Source organism: Terrabacter sp. LjRoot27, assembly GCF_964254175.1.
Classification (GTDB): Bacteria; Actinomycetota; Actinomycetes; order Actinomycetales; family Dermatophilaceae; genus Terrabacter.
In genome coordinates this window covers 392799-411620 of the sequence record NZ_CAXUSS020000001.1, presented here as the reverse complement: position 1 = coordinate 411620, position 18822 = coordinate 392799, and the positions used below count along the sequence as shown (strand labels likewise).

The following is an 18822-nucleotide window of genomic DNA, read 5'->3' as shown; positions in this document are numbered from 1 at the left end:
GGGACGGTGCAACGATGACAATCGACCCACTGTCCACGTCGAGCACTGGAGCCGATCGTGCGCCGAGTCGAGGTTGCCGCAGCGCTGGCGCTGTCGGCTGCGCTCGCGCTCGGCGGGTGCTCGTCCGGCAAGCCCGATATCGACCTCAGCCAGGCGGCCGGTTCCACGGGCACGCCGGTGCCGACCGAGACGGTGACGGTGACCGAGATCGACACGCGCACCGTGACCGCGACGACGACCGTCGTGACGACGGCGACGGTCGTCGCCACCCCGACGGTCACCGTCACGGCGCTCCCGCGACCGAGCCTGACGACGAGCACCGTCTTCAACCGTCCCGCTGCGCTGGCGGACTACTCGAACCTCGTCGTCGACGTGCGCCTGCTCGACCGGATGACCCTGTCCGGCAACGCTGCCGCGCTCCAGCTCGACCTCATGGCCCAGCACCTCGGCCGCCTCGGCGCGAACGGACCCCCGCCGGGTCTCGACGCACCGAGCTACTACGGCCGGCTCGCCTCGCTCGGGCTCTTCGCGCACGCCGCGTCCGACGAGGCGTCGGCGAGCTCGCCCGTGGCCCAGAGCCGTTACGCCGTCATCCGCCAGGAGACCGGCATCCTGCTCTCGCTCGTCAACGGTGCGCTGGCGACGACGTTCACCCTGCCGACCCCCGCGCCCCGACCGACGACAACGACTCCGTGAAGCCGCCCCAGGCGATCTCACCGTCGGCGTCGTCCGCGTGGGGCCGGCCGAACCAGGCGGCGTAGAGCGCCACCTCGGTGAGGTCCCACCGCAACGCCTGGGCCCGCAGGTCGTCGGTCGACACGCGCCGTCCGGTCAGTGCGGCGTAGTCGGCGAGCACCACGTCGGCGCCGGCACCCTCGGCGCCCGCGACGTGCCAGAGGTCGCGGGCCGCGGGCGCGAGCAGGGCGGTGTCCCAGTCGACGACGTGGAGTCCGTCGGCGCCGGAGAGGACGTTGCGCCAGTGCGGCTCGCCGTGGGTGATGACCCACGAGTCGCGCTCGGCGTGGGCCCGGACCGCGTGCTCGTCCCAGACGGCGAGGGCGCGCCGCACCGCGTCGGCCTGCTCGGCGAGGGCATCACGGGCCCTGGCGCCGTAGGGGCCGACGCCGGGTGGCAGGTCGGTCGCGAGGGCCCGGTCGAGGAGGTCGCGCTCGGGCAGACGCAGGTCGTCGGTGCCGGCCACACCGACGGCGTGGGGGGTGGCCGCGTGCAGCCGCCCCAGCACGTCGGTCACGGCGCGCCGGTCGTCCGCCGTCTGCTGCGGGGGCGACGAGAGGCGCGGCGCGTCGATCCAGGGGGTCAGCGAGACCACCGGTGCCGGCTGAGCTCGAGGGGGACCGACCCGTCCCGGGCCGGGACCGGTGCGACGACGAAGCCGAGCCCGGCGTCGGCGAGGGCCCGTGCCGTGCGGAACGCCGCGCTGAGGGCGGCGCCGCGCTCGACGTCGGTCCCGGCACCGGCGTAGTCGTCGAGGGTCACGAACCAGCGCGCGCCGTCGACCGTGACGGCCTGCCAGTGGTGGCTGCCGAAACCGACTGGCGCATAGCCGATCTCGCGGACGTCGAGACCCCACATCTCGCGCAGAGCCACGACCAGCAGGTCCGTGGAGAAGTCCGGCGGCGGCGTCATCACGGCGTCATCACGGGCTCGACGCTAGCGGGGCGGCGGCGGCTCCGCATGGATCCGACGGCTCAGCCTCGAGTGCGAGCGCGGGGCGGGCACCCGCGACCACACGGCGGCCTGCAGCGCGAGGGTGAGCCAGCCGGCGAGCGCCATCCCGACGATGTTGACGACGAGCTGGAGGCCGCTGCCGCGCACCTCGTCCCACGCCCCGAAGGCGAGCCCCAGCGCGACGTTGCCCGCGGCGGGGATCGTCGTCACCGAGATGAAGACGCCGCTGAGCCCGCCGAGCTTGGCCGACGTCAGGGACAGCACCCCCGCGGCGGCTGCGAGGACGGCGACGATGAACGACCACTTGTCGGGCGAGTAGATGAAGCCGGTCGAAGGACGTTCGCCGGAGATGTCGTCGAGCGTGACCCACCCGAGGGCCCGCCCGGCGAGACCGGCGAGGCACGTGACGAGGATGGCCACGACGAAGCCGACGACGAGCGCGCGGGCCGCGACGGCGAGCAGGAGCGGCCGACGCCGCACGAGGGCGACGCCGAGGGCGGCGATCGCCCCGAACTCGGGCCCGAGCACCATGGCCCCGATGACGAGGATCTGCGAGTCGAGGACGATCGCGATGCCGGCGATGAGGGTCGCGAGCGACATGAAGGACAGGAACGTCCAGTTCAGCTCGCTGTCGTCGTAGGACCGTTGGGCGACCTGCGCCCACACGACGGCGTCGGCGCTGCTCCCGGGCGTCTCCTCGTCGGCCTCGAAGCCGGCTCGGGAGACCCAGGTCGTGACCGGCTCGATCTGGAGGGTCCCGCCCTCGTGGACCCCGAGGTCCCGGAGGCGATCGACGAGGACGTTGGCTCCCTCGCGGGCGACGTCGGCCATGACGACGTCGCCCACCGGGCGCACCGCCGCGCCGCGCAGGACGGACAGCGTGCTCACGGCGCTCGAGTCGGCGAGCACGGCGGTGACCTGGTCGGTCAGCGCGCTCGGGATGGTGACCGTCAGTCTCAACATGCCGGACAGTCTGCCGCCCGGTTGACGCGGTGGCGCGCGAGGCGCGACAGTGACATCTGATCATCCATTCAGATGAGAGGACGGCGCATGAGCAGCGTCACCGGGCTCGACGGCTGCGCCGCACCGTGCGTCCACCCCGAGAAGGTCGCCCTGGCCACCGACAACGCTCCGGGGGTCGAGGAGCTGGCGCGCGTCACCAGCGTCTTCAAGCTGCTCGGCGACCCGACCCGGGCGCGGATGCTCTACGCCCTCCTCGAGGCCGGGGAGCTCTGCGTCTGCGACCTCGCGGCCGCGACCAGCACGGCCGAGACCACGGTCTCCCAGGCCCTTCGGCTGCTCCGTGCCTCGGCCGTCGTCACCGGCCGGCGCGAGGGACGCAACATCTACTACCGGCTCTCCGACGCCCACGTCCGCCTGCTCCTCGACGTGACGCGCGAGCATGTCATCCACGACGGCGAGCGACCCCGGTGAGCCACGGACACGGGCACGGACACGGGCACGGGCACGGGCAGGCGCAGGGCGCCGCCGCGGTCCACGCCGGCGGCCGCCACCGGTGGCGGCTCGCCGTCGCCTTCGGCCTCGTCGCGGCCTTCTTCTGCGTGGAGCTCGCCGCGGGCCTCGCGTCCGGCTCCCTCGCCCTGCTCTCCGACGCCGGCCACATGGCCGCCGACGTCGTGACCCTCGGCGCCGCGCTCGTGGCCACGCGCATCGCGACGCGCGCCGACACGACCGGGAGGCGCACGTTCGGCTCCTACCGCGCCGAGGTGTTCGCGTCCGGTCTCGCCGTGCTGCTCATGCTCGGCGTGTCCGTCTACATCGCCGTCGAGGCGCTCGGGCGGATCGGCTCGAGCCCCGAGATCGCCTCGGGCACCATGCTCGTCGTCGGCGCGATCGGCCTCGTCGTCAACGTCATCGCCCTCCTCCTGCTGCGTGGTGGCGCCGGGGAGAGCCTCAACGTCCGGGGCGCCTACCTCGAGGTCGTCGCCGACACCGTCGGCTCGGTCGGCGTCATCGCGGCCGCCGTCCTCGTCGGGGCGACCGGGAGCGCCTGGTGGGACACCGCCGTCGCGCTCGCCATCGCGGTCTTCGTGGCCGTGCGCGCCGTCGGCCTCGGACGCGAGGTGGTGGCCGTCCTCGGTCAGCACGCCCCCACGGGCCTCGAGCCCACCGACCTGCTGGCCGCGCTCGGCGAGGTGCCGGACGTCACCGAGGTCCACGACCTGCACGTCTGGACCCTGACCTCCGGGATGGACGTCGCGACGGCGCACCTCGTGACGACACGCGCCGACGCGGCGCCCGAGGTGCTCGAGGCGGCCAGCGCCATGCTGCGCGACCGCTTCCACGTCGCCCACGCGACCCTCCAGGTGGAGACGACCGACCGGTCCGAGTGCCGGGGAGCCGACTGGTGAGCACCCCGCACCTCCCCGTCTTCTCGCTGCTGCCGCCCTCGCGGCGGACCGCTCTCGTGCGCCGGGCCCGGCTGCTGGCCGGCGCGTCGGTCGCCTACAACGTCGCCGAGGCCGTCGTCGCCATCACGTCCGGGCGCATCGCCGACTCGACGGCGCTCGTCGGCTTCGGCCTCGACTCGACGGTCGAGGTCATGAGCGGGCTCGTCATCCTCTGGCAGTTCGGCCACCCCGTGCCGGAGGAGCGCGAGCACCGGGCGCGGCGCCTCATCGCCGTCTCCTTCTTCGCCCTCGCCGCCTACGTGACCGTCGAGTCCGTGCGGGCCGTCGTGACCCACGAGGAGCCCGACACCTCGGTCGTGGGCATCGCGCTCGCGGCCCTCTCGCTCGTCGTCATGCCGCTGCTCTCGCGGTGGCAGCGACGCACGGGCCGCGAGCTCGGGTCGGGGGCGGTCGTCGCCGACGGCACCCAGACGCTGCTCTGCACCTACCTCTCGGCCGTGCTCCTCCTCGGCCTGCTCGCCAACGCCCTCCTCGGCTGGTGGTGGCTCGACGCCGTGGCCGCGCTCGTCATCGCGGCCGTCGCGGTGCGCGAGGGACGCTCGAACTGGCGCGGCGACGCCTGCTGCTGAGGGCATGACCCGGCCGGGAGTCTTGACGGCGGACCCCTCGACCGACAGTGTGACCACCCGTGACACTCCGGGCCGACTCCTCCCCCCTGCTGCGGGCGCGGCTCGCCGCGGGCACCGCCTTCTTCGTCCAGGGCCTCCTCTTCATCTCGCTGACGACCCGCCTGCCCCAGGTGCAGGAGAAGTGGTCGCTCGACGAGCTCGCCGTCAGCGGCCTGCTGCTCATGGTCGTGCTCCTCGCCGGCGTCGGCTCGGTCGTCGCCGAGGTCGTCGCCGCTCGGTCGTCGAGCGCCATGGTCGTGCGCGTGGGGCTCGTCGTGGCCACCGTCGGCTTCGCCGCGCTGCTCGTCGCGCCGGCGTTCGGGGTCTTCGTCGCGGGCCTCGCGACCTACGGGCTCGCGCTCGGGCTCGTCGACGCGTCGTCGAACATGCAGGCCGTCACGGTCGAGCACCTCTACCGCCGCCCGATCCTGCCGTCCTTCCACGCCTTCTGGACCGCCGGCGGCATCCTCGGCACCCTCGTCACGCTGGCGACGTCCAGCGTCGACCTCGGCCCGGCCCTGCTGCCGCTGCTCGTCTTCCCCGTCGCGGCACTCGCCGCGCCGTACGTCCGCCGCGACCGCCTCGCCGAGACCGACGCCACCGTCGACGTGCCGTGGCGGCGGATCGCGCTGCTCGGCGTGGCGATGGTCCTCTTCTACATGGTCGACACGGCCGCCACGACGTGGGGACCGGTCTACCTCGACGGCACGCTCGACGCCCCGACGGGTCTCACCGCGCTCGCCACGCTCCCCTATCTCGTCGCGACGCTCCTGGCCCGAGCCGTCGGCGACCGTCTCGTCGACCGGCACGGCGCCGTGTGGCTGCTGCGGATCAGCGGTGTCGTGGCGGCCCTGTCGCTCGCCGTCATCGTCTTCGCGCCGACGTGGGTCGTGGCCGTCGTCGGCTTCACGATCCTCGGCGGCGCCGTCGCGACCATCGCGCCGCTCAGCTTCTCGGCCGCGGGCGCCATCGCCGGCGGTGACGCCGACTCGGCGGGCGAGCGGATCGACAAGACCGACCAGGTCGTCGCCCGCTTCAACCAGTTCAACTACGTCGGCGCGCTGCTCGGCGCCGTGCTGACCGGGGCCGTCGGCTCGGACAACCTGCGTCTCGGCTTCGCCGTGCCGATGGTGCTGATCCTCGGGATCATCCCGCTCGCGACGCAGTTCGCGATCATCCGCCGCCGGGGCGTCCCGGCCGGGTCGAGCTGAGGACGTCCCGCAGCACGGTGAGTGCCGGGCCGATGTCCGTCAGGGGTATGCCGCCGACGCCGAAGGCGAAGCCGTGGCGGGCCGGCTGCTCGAGGTGTCGCACGGACAGCGGCTCGACGAACACCCCTGCGGCCAGGGCGGCCTCAGCGATCGTGACGTCGTCGAGACCCGGGTCGCGCAGCCTGGCGCACAGGTGGAGCCCCGCCGCCGACGGGATGACCTCGAGCCAGTCGGCGAGGCCGTCGGGACTCGTGAGCGCCTCGAGCAGTGCCTCCCGGCGGGCGCGGTAGACCTTCGTCGCGCGCTTGACGTGGGCGGCGTGGTGCCCCTCGGCGAGGAAGTCCGCGAGCGCACCCTGGGTCACGACGTCTCCGTCCCAGACGGTGACGCGCTTGGCCTCCCGCAGCGCCGGCGTGAGCGTGGCCGGGGCGATGGCGTAGCCGACGCGGAGCCCCGGGAGCAGCGACTTGGAGAACGAACCGACGTAGACGACGCGACCGTCGCGGTCGAGGCTCTGCAGGGGCTCGAGGGGTCGGTCGGCGAACCGGAACTCGCTGTCGTAGTCGTCCTCGACGATCACCGCACCGTGCCGGACTGCCCACTGCAGCAGGGCGATCCGCCGGGCACGCGACATCGCGACACCAGTCGGGTGCTGGTGCGACGGCGTGACGTAGACGAGACGCGCCGCGTCCGGGAGTGCCTCGACGACGATCCCCTCACCGTCGACGGGCACGCCACGGACGACGGCCCGGTGCGTCGCGAAGAGGCGCGCGGCGGCCGTGTAGCCGGGGTCCTCGACCGCGACGACGTCGCCGGGCTCGACGAGGACGCGCGCGACGAGGTCGAGGGCCTGCTGCGCGCCGGCGGTGGTCACCACGTCGGCACCGGAGGCGACGACCGAGCGGGACACGCCGGCATACCTCGCGATCTCGGCCTCGAGGCGGCTGCCCGCGCGGTTGGCCCCGGCCTGGTCGTAGGTGCCGGTGGACAGGCGGCCCCGGCGCAGCGTGCCGCTCACGAGACGTCGCCACGTCGCGAGGGGGAAGAGCGAGTCGTCGGGCACCCCGACGGAGAAGTCGTGCACCGCGCCCTGGGGAGCGGGCGCGGGAGCCGGGGCCGGCGCGGTCGCCCAGGGCGACGTGGCGGTGACGGCCCCGGCACGGGCCCGTCGCCCGGTCGCCCGGGCCGGTGGCACGCACCCGCTGGCGACGAAGGTGCCGGCGCCGCGGCGGCTCTCGAGGAGCTCCTCGGCGAGGAGCCGGTCGTAGGCCGCCGTCACCGTGCCCCGCGAGACGCTGAGGCTCGCCGCGAGGTCGCGGGAGGCGGGCACGCGGTCACCGCCGGCGAGGCGCCCGTCGAGGACGGCGTCGCGCAGCTGGGCGTAGATCTGGGCCGTGAGGTCGCCGGTGCCCGTGAGGGTGACGTGGAGGTCCATGACCCCAGTATGGATTGGCCCAAACAGCCTGACAAGAAGTGGCACTTCTGACCGGTCCAACGGAGCGCCAGTCTGGAGCCATGGCGACGACCGCAGGCATGACCCGGCCCACCCCGACCACGACGGGTGGCACGCTCACCGTCGCGCAGGGGGCCGCACTGTCGGTGGGCGCGGTCCTCGGCACCGGCGTCATCACGCTGCCCGCCCTGGCCGCGGACGTGGCCGGCCCCGCGTCGCTGGTCGCGTGGGCGGCGCTCGTGCTCCTGTCGGTGCCGCTCGCGAGCACGTTCGCAGCCCTCGGGGCGCGGCACCCGGACGGCGGCGGCGTGTCGACGTACGTCCGTCGCGCCTTCGGGGACCGCGCCGCGGGCGCGGTCGGGTGGTGCTTCTACTTCGCGGTGCCCGTCGGAGCCCCACCCGCCTCGATGATGGCCGGTGGCTACGTGGCCGACGTCGTGGGCGGCGGACGCACGACGACCGTCGTCGTCGCGGCCGCCCTCATCCTCGGCACCGGCCTGATGAACCTCGCGGGGCTGCGCTTCTCCGGCCGCGTGCAGCTCGGCCTCGCGACCGTGCTCGCCCTGCTCATGACCGCGACGATGGCCGTCGCCCTGCCGCACGGAAGCACGGCGTCGCTGACCCCCTTCGCGCCGCACGGGTGGGCCGCCGTCGGCACCGCGGCTGCCGTGCTCGTGTGGGGCTTCGCCGGCTGGGAGGCCGTCGCCTCGCTCGCCGGCGACTACCGCGACCCACGACGCGACGTGCCTCGCGCGACCGGGATCGCCGTCGTGGTCGTCGGCGTGCTCTACCTCGGCCTCGCGACGACGAGCATCCTCGTGCTGGGTCCGGCGACCGGCCGCAGCCAGGCGCCGCTGTCGGACCTCATGGCGATCGCGCTCGGTGAGCAGGCACGGGTCGTGACCGCCGTCGTGGCGGTGCTCCTGACGGTCGGGGCGATGAACGCCTACTACGCCGGCGGCTCGCGGCTGGGCGCGGCGCTGGCCCGGGACGGTGCGCTGCCGCGGTGGCTGGCGCGCGGCGGCGAGGCCGGCGCGGTGCCGCGCCGCAGCATCGCCCTCGTCACGACCGGGTCCGTGCTCTCGCTCGTCCTCGCCGTCGTGCTCGACCTCGGCCTCACCCCGCTCATGCTGCTCGCGACGGGCTGTTTCACGGTCGTCTACGTGCTCGGCACGGCCTCGGCGCTGCGCCTGCTGCCTCGCGGCACCCGCGGCTGGTGGACCGCGCTCGTCGCCCACGTGTCCGTCGTCGTGCTTCTCGTCGTCAACGGCGTCCACGCGCTGTGGGCCCTCGGCCTCGTCGTCCTCTCGCTGGCCTACCAGTCGCGCTCGCGTCCGTCGCGGCGGTAGGGGCTCCCAGCGCCGCCCCCTAGACTTCGCCGCCGTGACCACACAGCGCGCGGAGCGCACACCCCTCATGCGGTGGTTCCTCGACGCCGAGGAGGCCGACCCGGGCGGCTACTACGAGCGCGAGCGCGAGGCCACCGAGCAGCAGCACGTGCAGCCGTGGTGGCGCGTCATGTGCCTGACGGGTGTCGACTACTTCTCGACGCTCGGCTACCAGCCGGGCATCGCGGCCCTCGCCGCGGGCGCGCTGTCCCCCGTCGCGACGCTCGTCCTCGTGCTCATCACGCTCTTCGGCGCGCTCCCGATGTACCGCCGGGTCGCGGCCGAGAGCCCGCACGGCGACGGCAGCCTCTCGATGCTCGAGCGCCTCCTGTCCTACTGGCCGAGCAAGATCCTCGTGCTCTGCCTCATCGGCTTCGTCGCGACCGGCTTCATCATCACGATCACGCTGTCGGCCGCCGACGCGAGCGCGCACCTCATCGAGAACCCCTACCTCAAGAGCACCCTGACCGGCCACCAGGTCGGGGTGACCCTGACGCTGCTCGTCTTCCTTGCCGGGATCTTCCTCAAGGGCTTCAAGGAGGCCATCGGCATCGCCGTCGTCCTCGTCGTCGCCTACCTCGGCCTCAGCCTCGTCGTGCTCGTGCGCGGCGTCGTCGAGATCGGCGACCACCCGACGGCGTTCAGCGACTGGATCACGGCGATGACGTCGGCCCACTCGGCACCGTTCGGGATCATCGGCGCGTCCCTGCTCGTCTTTCCGGCCCTGGCGCTCGGCCTCTCCGGCTTCGAGACCGGCGTCGTCGTCATGCCCCTCGTCAAGGGCGACCCCACCGACACCCCGGAGCACCCCGAGGGCCGCATCCGCAACGCCCGCAAGCTGCTGACGACCGCAGCGCTCATCATGAGCGTCCTGCTCATCGGCTCCTCGCTCGTCACGACCCTGCTCATCCCCGCCGACGCCTTCCAGCCCGGCGGCGAGGCCAACGGCCGCGCCCTGGCCTACCTCGCCCACGACCTGCTCGGCGAGGGCTTCGGCACCGTCTACGACATCTCGACGATCGGCATCCTCTGGTTCGCCGGCGCCTCCGCCATGGCCGGCCTGCTCAACATCGTGCCGCGCTACCTGCCCCGCTACGGCATGGCGCCGGACTGGGCCCGGTCGACGCGGCCGCTCGTCCTCGTCCTGTCGTTCATCGCCGCCGTCGTCACCCTCGCCTTCGGGGCCAACGTCGACGAGCAGGCGGGGGCGTATGCCACCGGCGTGCTCGCGCTCATGACGTCCGCCGCGATCGCCGTCTTCCTCACGGAGCTGCGTCGTGGCCACCGCGGGGCGGCAGCCTTCTTCGCCGTCGTCAGCGCGATCTTCGTCTACACGATCACGATCACCATCGAGCAGCGTCCCGAGGGCCTCGTCATCGCCCTGATCTTCATCGCCCTCATCGTCGTCATCAGCGTCTGGTCGCGCATCGCGCGCTCGACCGAGCTGCGCGTGCAGCGGGTCGTCTACGACGACAGCGCACGCGCGATCCTCGACGACGCCGCGCTCGGCCCCCAGCCGCTGCGGTTCATCGCCAACAAGATCAACGCCGGCGACCGCGACGAGTACCGCGCGAAGTCCCTCGACGTCCGCATGCACAACCACCTCAACGCCCGGCAGGGCGCGATCTTCCTCGAGGTGGAGATCAGCGACGCGAGCGACTTCGCGACGACCGTCCACGTCGGGTCGGCCGTCGTCGGCGGCCACTACATCCTGCGTGCGACGGGTCCGTCGGTGCCCAACGTCCTCGCCGCGGTCCTGCTCGACGTCCGCGACCGGGTCAGCAAGCCGCCGCACATCTACTTCGAGTGGAGCGAGAAGGCGCCGGGGCAGAACGTGCTGCGCTTCCTGCTCGCCGGAGAGGGCGACATCCCGCCGCTGACGCACGAGATCATCCGTCGCGCCGAGCCGGACGCCGACCGTCGCCCACAGGTGCACGTCGGCGGCTGACGCGGCCGACCGCGCGGGACGGCATGCTCAGGCGCGGTTGGCCCAGCGCTCGGGGGTGGTGCGGTAGACGCGCGACTCGTCCGCGTACCACTTCTCCATGATCCCGAGGTCGTCGAGGCCGAGACGGCGGCAGACGGCCTGCGAGCGCTCGTTCGTCGTGTGGGTCACGGCGTAGATCTCGGGCAGCCCGCCGTCGAAGCCGTGCTGGATCACCGCGGTCGCGGACTCGGTCGCGTAGCCGTGGCCCCACGAGTCGGGGTGCAGGTGCCAGCCGACCTCGACCTCGCCCTCGTCGGAGTTCGGCAGGGTCAGCAGGATGACGGACCCGGCCACGACCCCGGTCTCACGGACCTCGACGGCCCAGAAGCCGAGCGGCGGCGCCTCGCTGCGCTCGAGGTAGCGGTCGATGCGGGCGTGCGCCTCGTCGAGGTCCTTCATGAGGACCGGCTCGCCGTCGCCGAGCCACTTCACGACCTCGAGGCGGCTCTGGATGTCGAGCAGGCGCTCGGCCTCGTCGTGCGACCAGGGACGGATGGTGAGGCGGGTTGTCTCGAGATGCATGGCGACACGCTCGCACCCTCCCCGGCCACCCGTCCACGCCATTCCCACGGCAGGATGGCGGCATGTCCGACAGCGATGGCGCAGGCGAGACCGACGAGGCGACGAGCCCGCCCAGTGAGCCCACCGAGGCCAGTGAGGTGGCGCAGGCGTACGCCGCGGTGCGCCCCGAGGTCGAGGCCGCGACGGCGCTCTTCGTCGAGATGGTCACCGGCCTGCTCGACGAGGCCGGCATCAACTACCTCAGCGTGAGCGGACGCACGAAGTCCGTGGCGTCCTTCGCCGCCAAGGCCGAGCGACGCCGCGACGGCGAGCTGCTCTTCCCCGACCCGCTCGCCGACATCACCGACCAGATCGGCGTCCGCGTCATCACCTACGTCCACGACGACGTCGCCGCCGTCGCCGAGCTGCTGGCCGAGGAGCTCGCCGTCCTCGACGACCGCGACATGGGACTCGAGACCGCCCGGTCGGGCCGCTTCGGCTACGCGAGCCGCCATCTGCTCGTCGCGGTCGACGCGAGCCGCACCGTCCCGCCCGCCTACGAGGCGCTCCGCCGGCGCAGCGCGTCCGTGCAGATCCGCACCGTGCTCCAGCACGCCTGGGCCGAGTTCGAGCACGACATCCGCTACAAGGGCACCGTCCCCGAGGAGCACGCGCACGACCTCGACCGCCGGTTCACCCTGGCCGCCGGGCTCATCGAGCTCGCCGACCGGGAGTTCTCCGCCATCCGCGACCGGCTCCAGGAGGCCCTGCCGGCCAGTCCGCCGGATGCCGTCGAGCAGGACTCCCGCATCAGCACGCAGGACCTCGCGAAGTTCCTCGCCTCGAAGTACGCCGACGCCGGCTGGTCGCGCACCGACCACTACACGTGGGTGTCGGGCCTGCTGCTCGAGCTGGGCATCACGTCGGTCGACGCGCTCGCCGAGGTCATCGCCCCCGTCGACGGGGCCGACCTCATCGAGCGGATGGGCTACAAGTACCCGCCCGGCGCGGTGCGCCGGCTCGACGACGCCCTGCTCGCGACCTTCGGCACGCGCTACCTCGACCTCGAGGGCAACGCCCATCGCCGGGCCTCGCTCGAGGGCCGTCTCGAGCGTCTCGGGACGAGCTGACCGACCCGACCGGACCATCTCGGGGCCGCGTGTCGATTCCCAAGGACCGAGTTCGTCAGGATGATGTGGCGAGAGTCGCCACCCGCGCAGATCTCACGGCTGCGCGCCTGTTCGAGAAGGAGCCGGCCATGGCCGACACGTACGTCTACCTGATCCACGAGGGTGACTGGGACTCCGACGCCTACCTCGGTGGCGAGCCCACCACCGACGCCGGGCCCGCCGGCAAGGACCCCAGCGCCCCCTCCGCGTCCGACATGGACGCGTCGTTCCCCGAGCACAAGGCCTTCCAGCAGGCCGTCGCCGACCTCGGGGCCCGCATCATGGGTGGCGCCGCCCTGCAGAACTCCCGCTACGGCGGCACGGTGACGCCCGGCTCCGGCGACCGCGCCGTCGAGGACGCGGTCTACACCGACGGCCCCTTCACCGACACCTCGGAGGTCATCACGGGCTTCTACCTCGTCGAGACCGACGACGAGGACACCGCCCGCCGGATCGCCGCCCTCGTGCCGACGAGCAGTCGCATCGAGTGGCGCAAGGTCTTCCCGACGGGGATGTGAGTGCCGCTCGGGACGGGTGAGTTCGAGGAGGCGTGGCCGCGCATCGTGCGCGCCCTCGCCTCCTTCACCGGGAGCCTCGACGACGCCGAGGAGTATGCCGCCGAGGCCGTCGCGCGAGCCGCCGCCCACGAGCGCGCCGGCGGAGCCCCGATCGAGTCGTATGCCGCGTGGTGCACCTCGGTGGCCAGGCGGGCCTGGCTCGACGACGCCCGGCGGCGCACCACGCTCCGCCGGCTGGTCCCCGAGCTCGCCCGTCCCGAGGCGGACCGCACCGCCATGGACGACGACGACCTGTCCCTGCACGGACGCGAGGGGCTCGACGACCGCCTCGCCCTCCTCTTCGTCGCGTGCGACGAGGCCATCTCGCCCGCGTCCCGCATGGTCCTGGCCCTGCGCGTCGTGTGCGGCCTGACGATCCCCGAGATCGCCGGCCACCTCGGCGTGCAGGACACCGCCGCCGCGGCCCGGCTCACCCGCGCCAAGCGGGCCCTCGCCGAGGCCCGCGGCACCTTCCACGTCCCCGACGCCACCGAGCGTGACCGACGCCTGCCGGTCGTCATCGCCTGCGTGTCGGGAATGTTCACGGTGGCGCACCGGACCGTGCTCGACCCCGCCGACGCCCTCGCCGACACCGGACGCCAGGCACTCTCCATCGCCGACGCCCTCGTCGCGGCCTACCCCGACGACACCGAGGTCCGCGGCCTGCGGGCCGTCATCCGGCTCGGCCTGGCCCGTCGGCCCGGTCGGGTCGACGACTCCGGGACCGGCCTCGCGCTCGACGAGGTGGACCGCAGCCGCTGGGACCGCGCCCTGCTCCGGGCCGGGCTCGACGACGCGACGGCCGCCACGGCCGGCGAGGGTCGCTTCGCCATCGAGGCGGCGATCGCCGGCCTGCACTCGAGCGCGCCGTCGTTCGAGCGCACCGACTGGCCGCGCATCGTCTCGCTCTACGGCGCGCTCGAGCAGCGCTGGCCCTCCCCGTCCGTCCGGGTCGCCCGGCTCGTCGCCACCGCCCAGGGGGTCCTCGCCACCGACCCCGGCGGGTCGACGGCCGAGGTGGAGGCCGAGCTGACCGGGATCGAGGCAGGCTCGCCGGCCTACGCCAGCCGTGACGCGAGCCTCGCCCTCGCCGACCTCGAGTGGCGCACGGGGCGACGGGAGCACGCGGCGCAGCGCTACCGAGACCTCGCGGAGGTCATGCCCGCCGAGCCGCTCCGTCGCTTCTGCCTCCGGCGGGCCGTCACTCGCCCGTGACGCCGTCGACCGCCTCCCGGAGGAAGTCGGCGTGACCGTTGTGGCGGGCGTACTCCTCGATCATGTGGAGCAGGATCCAGCGCAGGCTGAACGTCTGGCCCTCCTTGCGCGACAGCGTCGCCGACCGGAACTCGAGCCCGCCCTCGGCGAGCGCCGCGTCGATGTCGCGACGGGCCTGCTCGACGGACTCGTCCATGATCCGGCGCAGCTCCTCGGGGCTGTCGTCGCGCGCCGACGTCATCTCCCAGTCGCGGTCGGCGTCCCAGTCGGCGCTCGCCCACGGCTCGGGCATCGGGCGGCCGTGCAGCACCTCCCCGAACCAGCTCGCCTCGTTGAGCGCGACGTGCTTGAGCAGCGCCCCGAGCGTCAGGGTCGAGGGCGCGAGGGGCTGCGCGAGCTGCTCGGCGGTCAGGCCCTCGGTCTTCAGGCGGAGGGTGTCGCGGTGGTAGTCGAGGAAGGCCACGAGGGTGGTGGCCTCGTCGGCGGCCAGCGGCGGGTCGGTGCGCTCGGTCCGGGCAGGTGTCGTCATGGCACCCGACGCTAGTGTCCGAGCCTCGAAAACCGCCTGCCCTTTACCCGCCGCCGGGAGCACACTGGTCCGGTGCCGTCATCGAGCCAGTGGGTCGCGTTCCTCGTCGCGTCGATCCTCTTCATCCAGGTCCCGGGCCCCAGCCTGCTCTTCACCATCGGTCGTGCCCTGACCGTGGGGCGGCGCGAGGCGCTGCTCTCGGTCGTCGGCAACGCCATCGGTGTCACGACCCAGGCCGTCCTCGTCGCGGTCGGCCTCGGCGCGGTCGTCGCCGCGAGCATCACCGCCTACACGGTGATCAAGGTCGCGGGCGCCGCCTACGTCATCTACCTCGGCATCCAGGCCATCCGCCACCGCCACGAGGCCCGCCAGGCCATGGAGGCCCAGGTGTCGGCGAAGCGTGGCCATGCCCTGCGCATCGGTGCCGTCGTCGGCCTCACCAACCCCAAGACGATCCTCTTCTTCGTCGCCTTCCTCCCGCAGTTCGTCAACACGGGCGCGGGCCACGTGGGCGTCCAGATGGCGGTGCTCGGCGGCGTCTTCGGCGTCATGGCCATCTGCAGCGACAGCATGTGGGCCCTGCTCGCCGCGCGGGCCCGGGAGTGGTTCGCCCGCAAGCCCGCTCGGCTCGACACGCTCGGCGCCACAGGCGGCGTCATGATGGTCGGCCTCGGCGCCACGATGCTCGCTCGCGAGTAGTCGCACATCGCGCGCACGGGCGGTCCGGATCTGTTTCACTGAAACGGTGGCAACCCCTCAGGTCACGTCTCCTGCGGATCGGCACGACCCCCTCCAGCGGGTCCGCGCCCACGAGCGTGCGCTCGAGCAGGTGAGGAGGGCGTATGCCGCCCTGCCGCCCGACCGGCCCGTCCGGCTCGCGAAGCGTACGTCCAACCTCTTCCGCGACCGCCGCGCCACCGACTCCCCCGGTCTCGACCTCTCGGCGATGACCGGCGTCGTCGAGGTCCGCCCCGGGACCGACGGCGCTCCGGCGACCGCACTCGTCGGAGGTCTGACGACGTACGAGCAGCTCGTCGACGAGCTGCTGCCGCACGGCTTCGTCCCGCTCGTCGTGCCGCAGCTGCGCACCATCACGATCGGCGGGGCCGTGACCGGGCTCGGCATCGAGGCGGCGTCGTTCCGCAGCGGGCTGCCGCACGAGTCGGTGCTCGAGATGCGGATCCTCACCGGGGACGGCGAGGTCGTCACGGCCACGCCCGACGGCGAGCACGCCGACCTCTTCCGGACCTTCCCGAACTCCTACGGCTCGCTCGGCTACGCGCTCGACCTCGTCATCGAGCTCGAGCCCGCGAGGCCGTACGTCGCCCTGCGCCACGTGCGGTTCGACGCGGTGCGGACGCTCACCGAGGCGGTCGACGACGTGCTGTCGTCCCAGACGTGGGACGGCGACCGGGTCGACTTCGTCGACGGCGTCGTCTTCGGCCCGACCGAGTCCTACCTCTGCCTCGGACGCTGGACCGACCACCTCGAGGGCCAGGCCCGGCCGAGCGACTACACCGGCGACCAGGTCTTCTACCGCTCGATCCAGCAGCGCCGCACCGACGTCCTGACGGCCCACGACTACCTCTGGCGGTGGGACACCGACTGGTTCTGGTGCAGCCGCGCCTTCGGGGCCCAGGTCCCGGCGATCCGCCGGCTCTGGCCGCGCCACCTGCTGCGCAGCGACGTCTACTGGCGGATCGTCGCCTTCGAGAACCGGCACCACGTCATGGGCCGCGTCGACCGGCTCCGGGGACGGCCCGACCGCGAGCGCGTCGTGCAGGACGTCGAGATCCCCCTGGCCCGCACCGCCGAGTTCGTCGACTGGTTCCTGCGCGAGGTGCCGATCGAGCCGGTCTGGCTGTGCCCGATCCAGCTGCGCCCCGCTCCCGGCACGCCTCCCGACGAGACGCCGTGGCCGCTCTACCCGATGCGCCGGGACGAGCGCTACGTCAACGTGGGCTTCTGGTCGACGGTCGCCATCGAGCCCGGCGCGGCCGACGGCGACGTCAACCGCCGCATCGAGGCCGAGGTGACGCGGCTCGGCGGCCACAAGTCGCTCTACTCCGACGCGTACTACGACGAGGCGACCTTCGCCGCCCTCTACGGCGGCACGGCATACGGCCCCGTCAAGGCCAGGTACGACCCGGGGGGACGGTTCCCGACGCTCTACGAGAAGGCGGTGCAGGCTCGATGACCACGACAGTGGGACAGGCATTCGACCACGTGTTCGGCCCCGAGGCCCCGGTGCGGGTCGTCGCGTGGGACGGCTCGGAGGGCGGCAGCCCCGACGGGCTCGTCCTGCGCCTGACCAACCCCGACGCGCTCAACCACCTCCTCGCGGCGCCCGGCGAGCTCGGCCTCGCCCGCGCCTACCTGCTCGGCGACCTCGTCATCGACGGCATCGACGAGGCCGACCCCTACGAGGTGCTGCGCGTCCTCGGCGACGGGCTCACCCCGCGCCGACCCGACCGGCACGACGCCGCCGAGCTGACCCGCTTCCTGGCCCGCTTCGTGGCCCACCACCGGCCGCACGCACCCGCGCTGCCCCCGGAGGAGACGCCGGGTCAGCTGCGTCGCCTCGCCCACGGGCTGCGGCACGGCAAGGCGCGCGACGCCGCCGCCATCAGCCACCACTACGACGTGTCGAACACCTTCTACGAGAAGGTCCTCGGGCCGTCGATGACCTACACGTGCGCGTGCTTCCCCACCGACGAGGCGTCGCTCGAGGACGCCCAGGCCTACAAGTACGACCTCGTGGCCCGCAAGCTCGGCCTGCGGCCCGGCATGCGGCTGCTCGACGTCGGCTGTGGCTGGGGCGGCATGGTGCGACACGCCGTGCGGCACTACGGCGTCACGGCGGTCGGCGTGACCCTCTCGCGCGAGCAGGCCACGTGGGCGCAGACCGCGATCGAGGCCGAGGGCCTGGCCGACCGGGCCGAGGTGCGGCACGGCGACTACCGCGACGTCACCGAGCGCGGCTTCGACGCGATCAGCTCGATCGGGCTGACCGAGCACATCGGCGTCGGCAACTATCCCGCCTACTTCCGCTTCCTGCGCGAGCGGCTGCGCGACGAGGGCCGCCTGCTCAACCACTGCATCACCCGCCCCGACAACCAGCACCCGGGACTGCCGCCCCGCGGCTTCATCAACCGCTACGTCTTCCCCGACGGCGAGCTGACGGGCAGCGGCGACATCGTGCGCGTCATGGAGGACGAGGGCTTCGAGGTGCGTCACCACGAGAACCTCCGCGAGCACTACGCCCGCACGTGCGCCGCGTGGAACGCCAACCTCGCCAAGCACTGGGAGGACTGCGTCGAGCTCGCCGGGCTCGGCACGGCCCGGGTGTGGGGCCTCTACCTCGCCGGGTCGCGGCTGGCCTTCGAACGGGGCGGGATCCAGCTGCACCAGGTGCTCGCGTCGCGCACGAGCAGCGAGGGGGTGTCGGGCTTCTCGCTGCGGCCCCGCTTCGAGCCTGATGCCTGACCGGCAGGCCTAGCCCGACCCGCCGAGGTCGACGTCGTAGGCCTCGTAGACGAGGTCGCCGCCCTTCTGGCGGTGGCGCACGAGCCGTCCGACGAGCACCGTCAGCTCCTCGCGGAAGACGGGCAGGTCGGCCATCGTGCCGCCGTGCTCGAGCACCGCGAGGTAGCCGTGCAGGGCCTCCCGCAGGTCACGGTGCTCCTCGAGGAGCCGCTCGACGCGGACGGAGAGCCGCGGGGCGCTGCGCCGCGCCCGGTCGTAGATGCCGCCCGGGCTCTCCGTGAGCGCGACGTGGTCGTCGAAGTCGTGCGCCAGCTCGGCGAGCGCCGCCCGCACCCGCTCGCGCCACATCCCACCGCGGGCGATCGGCGCCTCGAGCGCGAGGTCGACGGCGGCGACGGAGTCGCGCAGCTCGGACCGGTGCCGGCGCACCCGGTCGAGGTGGACGGCGAGGTCGGCGGGGGTGTCGACGCGGCCACGATCGAAGCCCTGCGCATCGAGCTGGCCCGCCGGGGCGAGGGGCGGGATGGCGGCATTCGGCTGGACGTTCATGGCGCGACCTCCGTGCCCTCCATGGTCGCGCCGCGGTGCCCCGTTCGT

General features: G+C 73.4%; 20 protein-coding genes. 13 read left to right on the top strand and 7 right to left on the bottom strand.

Annotation, left to right across the window (positions count from 1 at the left end):
* Window positions 1-57 precede the first annotated feature (57 nt).
* The gene (locus tag ACSQ2D_RS01875; protein ID WP_435984326.1) at window positions 58-696 is read left to right on the top strand and encodes a hypothetical protein; all 639 of its coding nucleotides are present in this window, start codon (window positions 58-60) and stop codon (window positions 694-696) included.
* On the opposite strand, the gene ACSQ2D_RS01870 is transcribed toward ACSQ2D_RS01875, so the two are convergent.
* Genes ACSQ2D_RS01870 through ACSQ2D_RS01860 form a run of 3 tightly spaced genes read right to left on the bottom strand, consistent with a single transcriptional unit; the run spans window position 650 to window position 2652 of the window.
* A complete protein-coding gene (locus ACSQ2D_RS01870) occupies window positions 650-1330 on the bottom strand; it encodes a phosphotransferase family protein (protein WP_435984325.1) in 681 nt (226 codons plus the stop codon). The genes ACSQ2D_RS01875 and ACSQ2D_RS01870 overlap by 47 nt on opposite strands.
* On the bottom strand, window positions 1318-1647 hold the full coding sequence (locus tag ACSQ2D_RS01865; protein ID WP_435984324.1) for a hypothetical protein: 330 nt from the start codon (window positions 1645-1647) through the stop codon (window positions 1318-1320). The genes ACSQ2D_RS01870 and ACSQ2D_RS01865 overlap by 13 nt, the downstream gene beginning before the upstream one ends.
* 24 nt (window positions 1648-1671) lie before the next feature.
* Window positions 1672-2652, bottom strand: coding sequence for a DUF389 domain-containing protein (locus ACSQ2D_RS01860; protein WP_435984323.1), 981 nt, complete (start codon window positions 2650-2652; stop codon window positions 1672-1674).
* Between the two features lie 87 nt (window positions 2653-2739).
* Between ACSQ2D_RS01860 and ACSQ2D_RS01855 the strand changes: the two genes are divergently transcribed.
* Genes ACSQ2D_RS01855 through ACSQ2D_RS01840 form a run of 4 tightly spaced genes read left to right on the top strand, consistent with a single transcriptional unit; the run spans window position 2740 to window position 5940 of the window.
* On the top strand, window positions 2740-3123 hold the full coding sequence (locus ACSQ2D_RS01855) for an ArsR/SmtB family transcription factor (RefSeq protein WP_435984322.1): 384 nt from the start codon (window positions 2740-2742) through the stop codon (window positions 3121-3123).
* Window positions 3120-4061, top strand: coding sequence for a cation diffusion facilitator family transporter (locus tag ACSQ2D_RS01850; RefSeq protein ID WP_435984321.1), 942 nt, complete (start codon window positions 3120-3122; stop codon window positions 4059-4061). Before ACSQ2D_RS01855 ends, ACSQ2D_RS01850 begins: the two co-directional genes overlap by 4 nt.
* Window positions 4058-4690: a cation transporter gene (locus tag ACSQ2D_RS01845; protein ID WP_435984320.1), complete on the top strand. Its 633-nt coding sequence runs from the start codon at window positions 4058-4060 to the stop codon at window positions 4688-4690. Before ACSQ2D_RS01850 ends, ACSQ2D_RS01845 begins: the two co-directional genes overlap by 4 nt.
* 59 nt (window positions 4691-4749) lie before the next feature.
* Window positions 4750-5940 carry an MFS transporter gene (locus ACSQ2D_RS01840; RefSeq protein ID WP_435984319.1) on the top strand — a complete coding sequence of 397 codons (1191 nt, stop codon included), beginning with the start codon at window positions 4750-4752 and terminating at the stop codon, window positions 5938-5940.
* On the opposite strand, the gene ACSQ2D_RS01835 is transcribed toward ACSQ2D_RS01840, so the two are convergent.
* Window positions 5903-7375: a PLP-dependent aminotransferase family protein gene (locus ACSQ2D_RS01835; protein WP_435984318.1), complete on the bottom strand. Its 1473-nt coding sequence runs from the start codon at window positions 7373-7375 to the stop codon at window positions 5903-5905. The genes ACSQ2D_RS01840 and ACSQ2D_RS01835 overlap by 38 nt on opposite strands.
* 80 nt (window positions 7376-7455) lie before the next feature.
* Here ACSQ2D_RS01835 and ACSQ2D_RS01830 point away from each other — a divergent pair, with 80 nt between their 5' ends.
* A complete protein-coding gene (locus ACSQ2D_RS01830) occupies window positions 7456-8742 on the top strand; it encodes an APC family permease (RefSeq protein ID WP_435984317.1) in 1287 nt (428 codons plus the stop codon).
* Window positions 8743-8809: 67 nt separating this feature from the next.
* Complete coding sequence (locus ACSQ2D_RS01825; protein ID WP_435987803.1) at window positions 8810-10729, top strand: APC family permease; 1920 nt, start codon at window positions 8810-8812, stop codon at window positions 10727-10729.
* 27 nt (window positions 10730-10756) lie between these two features.
* On the opposite strand, the gene ACSQ2D_RS01820 is transcribed toward ACSQ2D_RS01825, so the two are convergent.
* Window positions 10757-11290: a GNAT family N-acetyltransferase gene (locus tag ACSQ2D_RS01820; protein WP_435984316.1), complete on the bottom strand. Its 534-nt coding sequence runs from the start codon at window positions 11288-11290 to the stop codon at window positions 10757-10759.
* Window positions 11291-11352: 62 nt separating this feature from the next.
* Between ACSQ2D_RS01820 and ACSQ2D_RS01815 the strand changes: the two genes are divergently transcribed.
* From ACSQ2D_RS01815 to ACSQ2D_RS01805, 3 genes are all read left to right on the top strand, one after another.
* Window positions 11353-12399, top strand: coding sequence for a GTP pyrophosphokinase (locus ACSQ2D_RS01815; RefSeq protein WP_435984315.1), 1047 nt, complete (start codon window positions 11353-11355; stop codon window positions 12397-12399).
* A gap of 128 nt (window positions 12400-12527) precedes the next feature.
* A complete protein-coding gene (locus tag ACSQ2D_RS01810; protein ID WP_435984314.1) occupies window positions 12528-12956 on the top strand; it encodes a YciI family protein in 429 nt (142 codons plus the stop codon).
* Window positions 12957-14210, top strand: a complete 1254-nt coding sequence (locus tag ACSQ2D_RS01805; RefSeq protein WP_435984313.1) for a DUF6596 domain-containing protein — start codon at window positions 12957-12959, stop codon at window positions 14208-14210. It abuts the gene before it with no gap.
* On the opposite strand, the gene ACSQ2D_RS01800 is transcribed toward ACSQ2D_RS01805, so the two are convergent.
* Window positions 14197-14739: a DinB family protein gene (locus tag ACSQ2D_RS01800; RefSeq protein WP_435984312.1), complete on the bottom strand. Its 543-nt coding sequence runs from the start codon at window positions 14737-14739 to the stop codon at window positions 14197-14199. The two genes, ACSQ2D_RS01805 and ACSQ2D_RS01800, sit on opposite strands and share 14 nt — an antisense overlap.
* 72 nt (window positions 14740-14811) lie before the next feature.
* Between ACSQ2D_RS01800 and ACSQ2D_RS01795 the strand changes: the two genes are divergently transcribed.
* From ACSQ2D_RS01795 to ACSQ2D_RS01785, 3 genes are read left to right on the top strand one after another with little or no spacing between them, the layout of a single operon-like run.
* Window positions 14812-15438: a LysE family translocator gene (locus ACSQ2D_RS01795; protein WP_435984311.1), complete on the top strand. Its 627-nt coding sequence runs from the start codon at window positions 14812-14814 to the stop codon at window positions 15436-15438.
* Window positions 15439-15484: 46 nt separating this feature from the next.
* A complete protein-coding gene (locus ACSQ2D_RS01790; RefSeq protein WP_435984310.1) occupies window positions 15485-16936 on the top strand; it encodes an FAD-binding oxidoreductase in 1452 nt (483 codons plus the stop codon).
* A complete protein-coding gene (locus ACSQ2D_RS01785) occupies window positions 16933-18225 on the top strand; it encodes a class I SAM-dependent methyltransferase (RefSeq protein ID WP_435984309.1) in 1293 nt (430 codons plus the stop codon). Before ACSQ2D_RS01790 ends, ACSQ2D_RS01785 begins: the two co-directional genes overlap by 4 nt.
* A gap of 9 nt (window positions 18226-18234) precedes the next feature.
* Here ACSQ2D_RS01785 and ACSQ2D_RS01780 read toward each other — a convergent pair whose 3' ends face one another.
* Window positions 18235-18774, bottom strand: a complete 540-nt coding sequence (locus tag ACSQ2D_RS01780) for a hemerythrin domain-containing protein (protein WP_435984308.1) — start codon at window positions 18772-18774, stop codon at window positions 18235-18237.
* Between the last annotated feature and the right edge of the window lie 48 nt (window positions 18775-18822).

What these genes read in the sequence shown, in the direction of transcription:
- ACSQ2D_RS01865 (WP_435984324.1), bottom strand. Translation starts at nt 1,647, where the DNA reads ATGACGCCGCCGCCGGACTTCTCCACGGACCTGCTGGTCGTGGCTCTG.
- ACSQ2D_RS01860 (WP_435984323.1), bottom strand. Translation starts at nt 2,652, where the DNA reads ATGTTGAGACTGACGGTCACCATCCCGAGCGCGCTGACCGACCAGGTC.
- ACSQ2D_RS01855 (WP_435984322.1), top strand. Translation starts at nt 2,740, where the DNA reads ATGAGCAGCGTCACCGGGCTCGACGGCTGCGCCGCACCGTGCGTCCAC.
- ACSQ2D_RS01835 (WP_435984318.1), bottom strand. Translation starts at nt 7,375, where the DNA reads ATGGACCTCCACGTCACCCTCACGGGCACCGGCGACCTCACGGCCCAG.
- ACSQ2D_RS01830 (WP_435984317.1), top strand. Translation starts at nt 7,456, where the DNA reads ATGGCGACGACCGCAGGCATGACCCGGCCCACCCCGACCACGACGGGT.
- ACSQ2D_RS01825 (WP_435987803.1), top strand. Translation starts at nt 8,810, where the DNA reads ATGCGGTGGTTCCTCGACGCCGAGGAGGCCGACCCGGGCGGCTACTAC.
- ACSQ2D_RS01820 (WP_435984316.1), bottom strand. Translation starts at nt 11,290, where the DNA reads ATGCATCTCGAGACAACCCGCCTCACCATCCGTCCCTGGTCGCACGAC.
- ACSQ2D_RS01815 (WP_435984315.1), top strand. Translation starts at nt 11,353, where the DNA reads ATGTCCGACAGCGATGGCGCAGGCGAGACCGACGAGGCGACGAGCCCG.
- ACSQ2D_RS01810 (WP_435984314.1), top strand. Translation starts at nt 12,528, where the DNA reads ATGGCCGACACGTACGTCTACCTGATCCACGAGGGTGACTGGGACTCC.
- ACSQ2D_RS01800 (WP_435984312.1), bottom strand. Translation starts at nt 14,739, where the DNA reads ATGACGACACCTGCCCGGACCGAGCGCACCGACCCGCCGCTGGCCGCC.
- ACSQ2D_RS01785 (WP_435984309.1), top strand. Translation starts at nt 16,933, where the DNA reads ATGACCACGACAGTGGGACAGGCATTCGACCACGTGTTCGGCCCCGAG.
- ACSQ2D_RS01780 (WP_435984308.1), bottom strand. Translation starts at nt 18,774, where the DNA reads ATGAACGTCCAGCCGAATGCCGCCATCCCGCCCCTCGCCCCGGCGGGC.